Source organism: Autumnicola aciditolerans (assembly GCF_041679265.1).
Classification (GTDB): Bacteria; Bacteroidota; Bacteroidia; order Flavobacteriales; family Flavobacteriaceae; genus Autumnicola.
The window spans coordinates 136544-147950 of record NZ_JBGFSM010000003.1; the positions used below are offsets into that span (position 1 = coordinate 136544).

The window sequence follows — 11407 nt, forward strand, 5'->3', positions numbered from 1 at the left end:
GTTCGATTTTAGTACACTATTTGTATCACTTTGATACAGTTTCGAGGTGTTATAATTATTTCTTATGTGGAAGTTTTTCACCCCAAAAAGACATTTTGCAAAGAGACCCGGACTTGTTAGCTTAGTTCGGAAAAATACGTTTAATCCGATTAAAAAGAAAAGCAATAATTCCGGTTGACTTGCTTCTACAATTTTTCTAAAGGTGAATATTTATAGCCCATTTAAAAAGTTCCAAAACTGTATTACAACTGAACATCAAGTGTTCGAAAATGGACAACTCTGTGGAAAATTAAATAGTAAAACATTATTAATCAGTTAATTAAACTAATGGCATAATTCACGCTTTAGGGGATATTAAAAATTATGGGTAATGTTCAATTTCTTTTTTAAACAGATTATTCGCAACCTTTGGAAGCACAAAAGTTTTACAATAATTAATTTATCAGGTCTAACAATAGGTCTTACTGTCTGCCTCATCATCGGCCTTTTTGTGCGCGATGAAATGCAGTTTGATAAATTTATTCCAGATGGTAACAGGATTTATCGTGCGTATTACCATGTAACCGCAGATGAAGGCATGAGTACTGTTGCTTCTACACCTCCAATTTTCTCAAACATTTTGAAAGATCGGTTTCCAGAGGTAGAACAGACCTTAAAAGTGCTGAATATTTCGAGTAAGCCTCTATTTGAAAACAAAGAAATTAAAATGTACGAAGAGGGCGGAATTTTCGCCGATACAAACTTTTTTGAGTTTTTCTCCCTTGAGTTCAAATTTGGGACAGCCAAAGAAGCTTTAAAAGATCTATCCTCCATTGTGATTTCAGAACGAATGGCTCAAAAGTATTATGGCAAAAAAAATCCGGTAGGAAAAGAAATTAGTATAGGTAAAAAGCTTTACCGTGTTTCGGGGGAATTCAAAAATAACTCCAAATTCCATTTACAAGTTAATTATGTTCTACCACTTTCAGCAGCAGGTATTCCAAAGGAGCAAATGCAAAATTGGGGTTGGTATGGTTTTCATAATTATGTTAAATTAAAAGAAGGAGCAGATTTAGAAGCTTTGCAAACAAAATTTCAAGAATATTCTGAACCTTTCCTAAAAGATAAGGGTACCACAAAATTCCTTCCCCTTTTTCAACCGTTACATGATATACATCTATACTCTACAAATTTTAAGTATGATATAGCAAAGCGAGGTGACATTACTTATGTTAATGCGCTTATTATTATTGCACTTTTTATTTTAATTATTGCCTGTTTTAATTTTGTAAACCTCGCTACCGCTAAATCGTTACAAAGAGCTAAAGAAGTCGCGGTGCGTAAGACTATTGGTGCAAGCAGAAAGCATCTATTGATTCAATTTCTGTTGGAAACCGTTTGCCTTACCCTAATCAGCATATTTATCTCCTGCATCCTTGTTTTGGCTTTACTCCCTTTCATCAATCATTTCACTGGAAAACAAATTCAATTCGATTTAATAGCTAACCCTCTAAACCTCTTTATTTTACTTTTTTTTGCAGTAATTGTGGGGATAATGGCCGGTTCTTATCCAGCAATGGTATTATCGTCCTATACACCTGTAGAAACTCTTAAAGGTTACCATCCCAGGGATAGCAGGTCTGGCAAAGTTCCCTGGCTGCGGCATGGTATCGTAATTATCCAATTTTCCTTAACGGTGCTCTTGATTATTTGTGCCCTTTTGGTACGCAAGCAGGTAACGTATCTTCACGATAAAGATTTAGGTTTTGAAAAAGACCAGATTATATTTTTTCCAATTAGGGGAGAAACAATGAATAATAATTATAAAACCTTTAAGCAAGAATTACTTCAGTCTCCCTTTGTTACAGAGGTTTCCATAGGTTACGGTTTCCCAGGCGATATGGTTGGGGATGGTTTTATAACTGTAGATGGGAAACCAGAATCTAAAAAAGTAACTCAACTCATGGTGGATCATGATTATATAAAAACTTTAGGATTGCATCTGGTTGCGGGTAGGGATTTCTCCAGGGAAATGCCAACTGATAGTGACCATGCCTTCATATTAAATGAAACCGCGGTTCTTGAATTAGGCTTGGGCAGCCCTGAAGAAGCTTTAGGAAAAACAATTCTATGGCCAACCTGGAGAAATCCAGACACAATAAAGCGGGGAAAAATTATTGGTGTAGTAAAGGATTTTAATTATAAAAGTTTATACGAGAAGGTAGAGCCGGCCGTCCTTCAAATTTATCCTGACGCTTATTCGAAAGTAGCTGTTAAAATTAAAGCAGATAATGTTGAAGATGCTCTGACTCAACTTAAGACAGTATGGAATAATTTTTCCCCTGAATATCCGCTAGAGTATAACTTTTTAGACGAAAGTTTCGAAACAATGTACCAAGCGGAGGACAAATTAAAGTCATTGCTTTGGATTTTCACTGCAATGGCTATTTTTGTAGGATGTTTGGGTTTATTTGGTTTGGCTGCCTATGATACTGAAAGGCGAACTAAAGAAATTGGTATTAGAAAAATTCTTGGTGCAAGTGTAGAAAATATTGTACTGCTTCTATCCAAAGATTTTGCGAAGCTAATTTTTATAGCTCTAATAATTGCCTCGCCTATTGCATGGTATTTTATGAAGAGATGGCTTCAGGATTTTGCTTACAGAATCAATATAGGCTGGGCGGTTTTTGCAATTGCCGGACTCCTGGCTATTACAATCGCCCTTATTACTGTAGGCTTCCATGCCATAAAAGCAGCCTGTAGCAATCCTATTAATAATATAAGAACCGAATAAGTGATAAAATGTAAATTTTAATTTTTGGAGGACATCAAAAAAGATCAACAAAATGAATCGTGTTGTTCTTCTAAGTTAGGTGAATGAATCAGTAAAAAGCTCCACTCGATAAAAATAAAGTGGCTGGTAGTGAGTTTTTTGAAAAGCCTCCTGGTTTCCTGCCTCCCGGACCACGACCATTATCAAATAGCAATAAATCTTTTACAACAATTTGATTTTCGGTGTTTTATTTTTACCTATACGAGTATAATGAGTATTTTTCTTTTTTACCTGTCCTACAAAGTATTTTAGCTCATTCAATTCAGGCCTGGAGAAATTATTCCGTTGGTAAGGCATTTTGCTACTAATTCTGTAGTGTTGGTACAACCGCTTTTTCGAAGCACGTTTCTTCTATGGGTTTTAATGGTATGTGGAGATACATTCAACCTCTCCGCGATCTCTTCGGCATTGCATCCCCGGGATAACTGAATTACAATCTGCCTTTCCCTTTCTGTCAATAATTCTGAAAAATCATTTTCATCTTTATTATGGGGATCAAACATGCCTTTGGAAATATCTATATTAAAATAACATTTTCCACCATTCATATGAATAAATGAAACAGTACTTGTACTGTTTACCTGAAGATGCGAAACATCGGTTTGTATACACATAACATGCTCTGGTGTTCCATCTTCCACTACGTTTAACGGGAATGCCTGATATAACATGCTTCTAATTTGTCCGCCCGCATCTTTCATCTTATAGGAAAACAAATTTTTATAAGCCAGCACCTGCTCTTTATCAAGATAAGAGGTATAAAAATCGCTTATCACTTTACTCTTAAGGCTAAGAATTTCTAATTCTTCCGGGATTACGGTCTCCAGAAGATCTTTCAGTTCTAGCTCTTCCACCTCCTTATTTATAAAATTTTTTACTGAATCTGAAACATATTCCAACTTAAAATTATGAAGATTTACAATGTAAAAATACGAGTTCCCAGGGGCAAAGACTGAGGCAAATTTTTTAAAGTCTTCAGATACTTTAAAAGGGCGGTATTCCTTTACCTGGCGGGAATAGGTCTCCTGCCAGTATTCAGAAATCTTCCTAAAATCCTTTTGCATAAAAAATGGATATTTTGGGAGCATAAATATAGGAATTATAGGATATCCTGAAAGCCTAATATTTTAAAAAAGAAAAAAGCCTCCAGGAACTTCCCAAAGGCTGTTTGTCAAAAATTGACAGGCATTGCTAATTCTGATTCACATTAATGTTTTCCCCCAACATACACTATGAAAATAAGTCCCTACACAAATTTCCATCTAAATCATTATCAATAATCCATCAATTTGACAATGCTAAGATAAGTTTGAAAAATAAGGTGTGAAATACCACTTTATAGGTAGTTTTTAGATCTTTTCTTTAATAAGCTTTGAATTTCCATTTTATGAAAACCTTATTTTTTATTTCCTTTTCATTGCTTAACCTTCAATTTTTCAGAGGATTTGATATCTTTGCAGCATGAAGAAACTCAAAGCTCGTTGGGGAATTACTTCAAACTGGCAGGTACTGGTTATATTCGTGGTTTTTGCACTTACCGGTTCCACCGCTGCCAAACTCGCAGGCCCAGTGGTAGCGTTTATAGGCCTGGATCGTGAAGCTGCTCACTGGCTGCTATACTGGAGCCTTAGAGTATTTATCATTTTCCCCATTTATCAGGTGCTCCTGGTATGTTTTGGATGGATCTTTGGCCAATTTAGCTTCTTCTGGGCTTTCGAGAAAAAGATGCTCACGAGGATGGGAATGGGGAAATTATTACGCTTATAATTTGAAGCAAATTAAAAACATATTCATAGTAACTTCAACGTTACTGATATTGTTGCCATGCACAGCAAATTTCCTCCATATTTTTATGGGCCATGATCATGGTTTGTGCGATCATTATGCAGAAAGCCACTACCACGCCAAACCTCTGGATTGCAAACTTTTCAAATTTCATAAAACTCCAGGTCTTCAACTGGAATTTCTTTGTTTTAAGCCGGTAGATATACAGGCTGAGGAGAAAAATGTATTCAATTATTATCAGTTTTTAAGTGATTATCAAAGGCTGAATTTCGAGCTGCGGGGGCCTCCCTTTCATGTTTAAATACAAGCCACTTCTTTTCTAAGAAGAAGATTTATACATAATCATTTAAAAACATTATATGAAATTAAAATTTTTAGTGGTGCTGCTCCTGGCAGTCACACAATATTTGCATGCTCAAAATCAATTTTCAGGAACTGTAACAGATTCAGAAACAGGGGCACCGGTATTTAGTGCAACTATATACTTTCCTCAACTGGAAAAAGGCACTGTAAGCGATCTTGACGGGCATTTTAGCTTTAATAAGCTGCCGGAAGGTACCTACAGGTTAATGGTATCTTCTATTGGTTATACCTCTTTCTCTCAAAACATCAGCATCCCTTCCGGGGAGATGAATTTGCAACTTTCCCCTTCTGCGATAGAGATGGAGGAAGTAATTGTTTCTACTCCTTTCCACCAGCTTCAAAGTGAAAATGTTATGAGGGTTGAACGGGAAAGCGTATCCGAATTAAACCGGAAAGGAGCAGTAACCCTGGCCGATGGAATTACGCAAATGCCAGGAGTGGAAAGCCTTACCACAGGCGTTGGTATTGGCAAACCGGTAATAAGGGGATTAAGCTCTAACCGGGTGTTGGTCTACACCCAGGGCGTGAGGCTGGAGAACCAACAGTTTGGGGATGAACATGGGCTGGGAATTAGTTCTAAAGGTATTGGCAGCGTTGAAGTTATAAAAGGGCCTGCTTCCCTTCTCTACGGGAGCGATGCGATTGGCGGGGTATTGTATCTTAACCCTGAATCTTATGCCTCTCCTAGTAAAACACAAGCAGAAGTTAGCGGCGATTATTTTACCAACACCCTTGGCTATCAGGGCAGTTTGATGGCAAAAACTTCTGGGGATAAACTTAAATTCCTGGTACGGGGGAGCACTGCCTATCATAGTGATTACCAAACCGGGGATGAAATAAGAGTAACTAACACCCGCTTTAATGAAAAAGACCTCAAAGCTGGTTTTGGATATCAGGATTCCAGGTACAAAGCAGACCTGCGCTACAATTATAACCGTTCTAATATTGGTATTCCTGAAGAAATTGGAGTTCAAAATACTGGCAAAGATCTAATGCTGCCTTATCAGAAAATAGATAATCACGTGGTAAGCCTGGATAACCGGCTTCTTTTATCAAATTCCAGCCTGGACTTAAAAATTGGGTACCAGTTTAACAACAGGAAAGAATTTGAAGAGCATCACGGGGAAAATGAACACAACGAAAATCCGGAAGAACATCCCGCTCTGGAAATGCATTTGGAAACGCTGAGTTATAATTTAAAGTATAACCTCCCAGAAACGGGAAATTTTGAGACCATTATTGGAGTTCAGGGAATGCAACAGACGAATTCAAATTTTGGAGAGGAAATCCTTATTCCAGATGCGGAGACGGTTGACGCCGGCATTTTTGCGACCAGCCACTATCATCTTGAAAAATGGGACTTCCTGGGAGGGCTTCGCTATGATAAGCGCCACATTTCCAGTGAAGCTTTTGAAGCACAGGAAGGAATGGTACCCGCAGTTGATGAAAATTACAACAGCATAAACGGTGCTTTCGGGATAAAATATGAACCCATAAGGCAATTTGCGGCACGTCTTAATCTCGCAAGCGGTTTCCGGGCCCCAAACCTTTCAGAATTAACCTCTAATGGTTCTCATAATGGTGCTAATCGCTATGAAGTTGGAGATCCCAATTTAACCCATGAACAAAACTTCCAGGCAGACCTATCCCTGGAATGGAGAAACCGGCATTTTGAAGCCTTTGCAAATGCCTTTCATAATACAGTGGCCGATTATATTTTCATAAGTCCTTCCGGAGAGGTGATTAATAATGAACAGGTGTTTTATTACACCCAGCACAATGCAAGGCCTTTACGGAGGCGAAATAGGTTTTCACCTCCACCCCCACCCTTTGGACTGGCTGCATTTTGAAAGTAGTTTTGAAACCGTTACAGGAAAGCTTTCTACAGATGAATATTTACCCCTTATCCCGGCAAATTCTTTCACTAATACGCTCAGAGTAGAACTGGAAGATGATCAAATCCTGGATAGTAAATATGCTTTTATAAGGCTGAAAAGCGTGATGGATAAAACAAATGTAAGTTATTTTGAAACAGAAACCGAAGGATACAATCTTCTTGGAGCGGGTTTAGGCGGAAGACTGGCTTTGGGGAAAAATACTGTTGAAGTTAACTTAAGCGGAAATAACCTTCTAAACAAAAACTATATTTCGCACCTTTCAAGGTTAAAAACAGATGGAATTGCCAATATTGGTCGTAATATTGTCCTGTCTTTAATCTGGAATATTTAAGAATATAAAAAGCTGCCTGAAGACATTGCAGGCAGCTTTTCAAACTAACTAATTAAATTAACCTTTAATTTTAATAACTTTCCACTTCAATAATTCTGGGTTGTGAAGCCTTGCTTTGCTTCCATATATAGGTATAAATATACATCAGGGTGAAAGTAGGTATAACATCTGTTCCCGGCAATATCTCTTCCAGGAATACCAGGATTGAAGCTATTTTACCTTTTTTCCCGGGATACATCTGGCTCATTTTACCAGCGGCATAAGGAGCCCAAAGAAAATCCAGGAATGGCCCGATTAAAGGAATAGCCACGCTAAGCATGCCCAGGCCATCATACATAAGGCTTTTTAATAAAATTTTCTTCTTGGGAATTTTCATTTCCTTTTTTCTTAGTTTAAGCAAATAAAGTGCCAGATTTCTCTATAGGGAAAATCATCATGTTATTCCTATTCGCGTGGGAAAGCTTTCCGTTTGATCTATAATTTCTTATGAAGGATTTTTAAGTTTTTCAGAAAACAGCTTTTTCAGTTTGGTGATTTTTGGATCTATAATAAACTGGCAATATGGCTGTTGCCGGTGCTGATTATAAAAATCCTGATGTTCCACTTCCGCAGTATAAAATGGAGAAGCTTTAGTAACTTCGGTAACAATAGGATCTTTAAATACACCCTCCTGTTCCAGCGTACTAATAACCTTTTCAGCGGTTTCTCTCTGTTCTTCTGAAGTATAAAAGACAGCGCTTCTGTACTGGGTTCCCACATCGTTTTGCTGCCTGTTCAAGGTAGTGGGATCATGAGTGCCAAAAAAGACCAGCAGCAATTCTTCATAGCTGATTTGTTGAGGATCAAATTTTATTTCTATAGATTCCGCATGGCCTGTTCTTCCGGTGATAATTTCCCGGTAAGCCGGATTTTTAATTGTTCCGCCAGTAAAACCGGAGATCACTTTTTCTACGCCTTCCAATCGTTGGAATACGGCTTCTGTACACCAAAAACATCCTCCAGCCAGGATTGCGGTTTCTAACTTTTTCTCTTCCATAGGTATAAATTCAATTTATTCATTTCAAAACTAACCGAATATTATTAAGCTTTGAGGGTTTAATGATTAATAAAATCAATGTGGTCATTGAAAATAAAATCCGGGTAAACAGCAGGACGGTTTCTCATCCTTTAGTTTTAATATAATTCGGGTTGCAACTTTAAGTAGTTAATATTGCCGGTTCCTTACAATTTGGGTATTTTTCGGGCCACAAACATATTTAATGATTTCAGCTGAAAATATTCATAAGTACTACGGGGAGCTTCATGTGCTAAAAGGAGTTAACCTTCATATTCAAAAAGGAGAAATAGTTTCTATAGTGGGAGCTTCCGGCGCAGGGAAAACCACGCTACTTCAAATTCTTGGAACTCTGGACCGTCCTGAAAAAGATAAAGGTTCAGAATTAACCATTAATGAGACCAGGATTGAGCAATTATCTTCCAGGGAACTGTCACGTTTCCGCAATCAGCATATAGGATTTATTTTTCAGTTTCACCAGCTTTTACCGGAGTTTACTGCCCTGGAGAATATTTGCATTCCCGCCTATATCCAAAATAAAACGAAGGCCGAAGCAGAAACCCGTGCCCATGAATTGCTGGCTTTTTTAGGACTTGCACACAGGGCCGCTCACAAACCGGGGGAACTCAGTGGTGGGGAGCAGCAAAGAATTGCCGTAGCCAGATCCTTAATTAATAATCCCGCCGTTATTTTTGCAGATGAACCTTCAGGAAATCTTGATAGCGAATCGGCTGAAAATTTGCACAAATTGTTCTTCCGGCTTAGGGATGAATTTAACCAGACCTTTGTAATTGTAACCCATAATGAAGAACTTGCAAATATGGCCGACCGTAAACTCACTATGGTAGACGGTGAAATTGTTTAATTGAATAAGAAACATTTTTTTTGAAAAAGAGCGAAGTAAAATCTTTCCTGGACTTTAAAGCAGCACAGTACAACTCCCCACAATTTATTGAAACAGATCCCGTAATGATTCCCCATCAATTCAGCAAAAAGGAAGATATAGAGATTGCCGGATTTTTAACTGCTACAATAGCCTGGGGAAACCGCAAAAGCATCCTTAATAATGCTGATAAACTCATGGAGCTTCTGGACAGGAATCCGCATGAATTTATTCTGAATCATTCACGGGAAGAACTGGAAAAACTATCCACATTTGTACATCGTACCTTTAACGGCCACGATGCCAGGTATTTTATTAAGGCCCTTCAGAATATTTATTTAAATCATGGCGGCCTGGAAGCTGTCTTTACCAGATATGCTGAAAAAGAAAGCCTGCAGCCGGCGATACATCAATTCAAAAAAATATTTTTTGAGCTGCCTCATCTTTCCCGTACAGAGAAGCATGTAAGTGATCCTTTTAAGAATTCTGCAGCAAAACGAATAAATATGTTTTTAAGATGGATGGTTCGGGATAACGGCAGTGTAGACTTTGGATTATGGAAGGATATTGCTCCTGCACAACTCTCCTGCCCTCTGGATATCCACTCCGGCAAAGTGGCCAGAAAATTAAAACTGCTCAAACGAAAAGCAAACGATGCAAGGGCACTTCAAGAGCTGGATGCAGCATTAAGATCTTTGGATCCTGTTGATCCTGTGAAGTATGATTTTGCCCTTTTTGGATTGGGAGTGTTTGAAAATTATTAAAATTACCACAAAAATTGAAGCGGAAATAGCACAAAATTTCCTGCTAAAAGCTTTTTTAATGCACAAAAAGCCGTTGAAATTGTAACTATCGCAAAAAAGTGTTAAATTAATATCAAATTTCTTATGAGTTTTAGTTAAACTGAAAATTGACTGCGAAAAAGAAAGTATTTTTACAATTAAAGAATGATTTGAAATTTTAAATTATGGCTTAAATTTTCACAATAAAATTGGCTATTATTTAAAAAATATTCAAATAAACCGTATTCAAATAGCATGAATTTTGAAGTTTATCCAACTAACGAGAAGTTGCGTCTCGCTGCTCTATCTGAGTATGATATTATCCATACACAGGCAGATAAGGATTATGATGAACTTACTTATCTCGCAGCAGAAATCTGCGAAGTTTCGATTGCTCAAATATGTATTATAGACCGCCATAAAATCTGGTTTAAGTCAATATATGGCAGCGATCTGGAAGAGATTCCCAGAGAAAATTCGCTTTGCCAGTTAACCATACTTCAACAAAAAGAACAATTTATAACCTCTAAAGAGGACGCTGCAGCACAATTTGAAGAGGCACAAAGCCATTATGGAAAAGATCTTCAATTTTATGCAGGCATTCCATTGGTTAACAAGAGGGGCCATGCCATTGCCGTTTTTAGTATCCTGGATACCGTACCAAGGCAATTAACTCCATTTCAGCTAAGGGCGTTGCATGCGTTGGCTAATCAAACCATGAACCTGCTGGAGTTTCGAAAGCAAAACAACCGGCTTTATGCTGTCCAGAGAAAATTGAAATCTAAATATCAGGAACTGGAAAGGTTTACCAGTGTGGTCTCCCACGACATCAAATCACCGCTGGCGAATATTATATCGCTTGCAGAACTTTTAAAAGATGAAAATGTGGGGAAATTTGATGAAGATACCGAAAAATACCTGCAATTTCTGGTGGAATCTTCTTATTCTCTTAGAAATTACGTAGACGGGATTTTAAGTTACTACCGAAGCGATCATATAATAACCCGGGACCTCGAGGATGTAAGCCTGGAAGATTTACTTAAAAAAGTAGCAGATTTATACCAGGTTTCCGATGACGTGGAAATAACCTATCCTGAAAATGTCCTGCTCCATGGTGTAAATAAGGCGGCATTAACCCAGGTTTTTATGAACCTTATTAGTAACGCTTTAAAATACAACGAGAAGGAAGAACGCAAAGTAGCAATAGGTTTCAGAAAAACAGAGGTATATTATTGTTTTACCATTACAGATAATGGAAACGGAATTTCAGAGGAAAACCTTCATAAAATTTTTGATCTTTTTACTACTCTTGAAGTGAATGACCGGGAAGGTAATCCTGGCAGCGGTATAGGCCTTGCCACCGTAAAAAAACTGGTAGAAAATATGCATGGGGAAATAAATGTGACTTCCCAGCCAGGAAAAGGCAGCACCTTTGAATTTAAGATAAAACGGCTCTAGAGGAAATAGTTTTCATTTCCTATATTTGACAAACTTTCACG

The 11407-nt window shown here is 37.7% G+C and carries 9 protein-coding genes and 1 pseudogene; 6 read left to right on the top strand and 4 right to left on the bottom strand.

What is annotated here, in order from left to right; all coding sequences use genetic code 11:
- Positions 1-370: 370 nt before the first annotated feature.
- Positions 371-2773: an ABC transporter permease gene (locus tag AB8M93_RS04025; protein ID WP_373056294.1), complete on the top strand. Its 2403-nt coding sequence runs from the start codon at positions 371-373 to the stop codon at positions 2771-2773.
- Positions 2774-3069: 296 nt separating this feature from the next.
- Here the strand turns inward: AB8M93_RS04025 and AB8M93_RS04030 are convergent, their stop codons facing one another.
- On the bottom strand, positions 3070-3876 hold the full coding sequence (locus AB8M93_RS04030; protein WP_373056295.1) for a response regulator transcription factor: 807 nt from the start codon (positions 3874-3876) through the stop codon (positions 3070-3072).
- Between the two features lie 397 nt (positions 3877-4273).
- Between AB8M93_RS04030 and AB8M93_RS04035 the strand changes: the two genes are divergently transcribed.
- Entirely contained in the window at positions 4274-4579 is a 306-nt protein-coding gene (locus AB8M93_RS04035) for a DUF6787 family protein (RefSeq protein ID WP_373056296.1), read from the top strand.
- A 40-nt stretch (positions 4580-4619) separates the two neighbouring features.
- On the opposite strand, the gene AB8M93_RS04040 is transcribed toward AB8M93_RS04035, so the two are convergent.
- Positions 4620-4751: a hypothetical protein gene (locus AB8M93_RS04040; protein WP_373056297.1), complete on the bottom strand. Its 132-nt coding sequence runs from the start codon at positions 4749-4751 to the stop codon at positions 4620-4622.
- Positions 4752-4956: 205 nt separating this feature from the next.
- Here AB8M93_RS04040 and AB8M93_RS04045 point away from each other — a divergent pair.
- Positions 4957-7189 (top strand): annotated as a pseudogene (locus AB8M93_RS04045) (TonB-dependent receptor).
- A gap of 70 nt (positions 7190-7259) precedes the next feature.
- Here the strand turns inward: AB8M93_RS04045 and AB8M93_RS04050 are convergent.
- Together AB8M93_RS04050 and msrA are read right to left on the bottom strand one after the other, a co-directional pair.
- On the bottom strand, positions 7260-7565 hold the full coding sequence (locus AB8M93_RS04050) for a hypothetical protein (RefSeq protein WP_373056298.1): 306 nt from the start codon (positions 7563-7565) through the stop codon (positions 7260-7262).
- A 108-nt stretch (positions 7566-7673) separates the two neighbouring features.
- Positions 7674-8225 (bottom strand): peptide-methionine (S)-S-oxide reductase MsrA, encoded by a 552-nt coding sequence (gene msrA, locus AB8M93_RS04055; protein WP_373056299.1) that lies wholly within the window; start codon positions 8223-8225, stop codon positions 7674-7676.
- A gap of 223 nt (positions 8226-8448) precedes the next feature.
- Between msrA and AB8M93_RS04060 the strand changes: the two genes are divergently transcribed.
- The 3 genes from AB8M93_RS04060 (at position 8449) to AB8M93_RS04070 (ending at position 11366) form a co-directional block, all read left to right on the top strand.
- Positions 8449-9108 carry an ABC transporter ATP-binding protein gene (locus AB8M93_RS04060; protein ID WP_373056300.1) on the top strand — a complete coding sequence of 220 codons (660 nt, stop codon included), beginning with the start codon at positions 8449-8451 and terminating at the stop codon, positions 9106-9108.
- A gap of 20 nt (positions 9109-9128) precedes the next feature.
- Positions 9129-9890 carry a TIGR02757 family protein gene (locus tag AB8M93_RS04065; RefSeq protein ID WP_373056301.1) on the top strand — a complete coding sequence of 254 codons (762 nt, stop codon included), beginning with the start codon at positions 9129-9131 and terminating at the stop codon, positions 9888-9890.
- Between the two features lie 273 nt (positions 9891-10163).
- Entirely contained in the window at positions 10164-11366 is a 1203-nt protein-coding gene (locus AB8M93_RS04070; protein ID WP_373056302.1) for a sensor histidine kinase, read from the top strand.
- Positions 11367-11407: the final 41 nt, after the last annotated feature.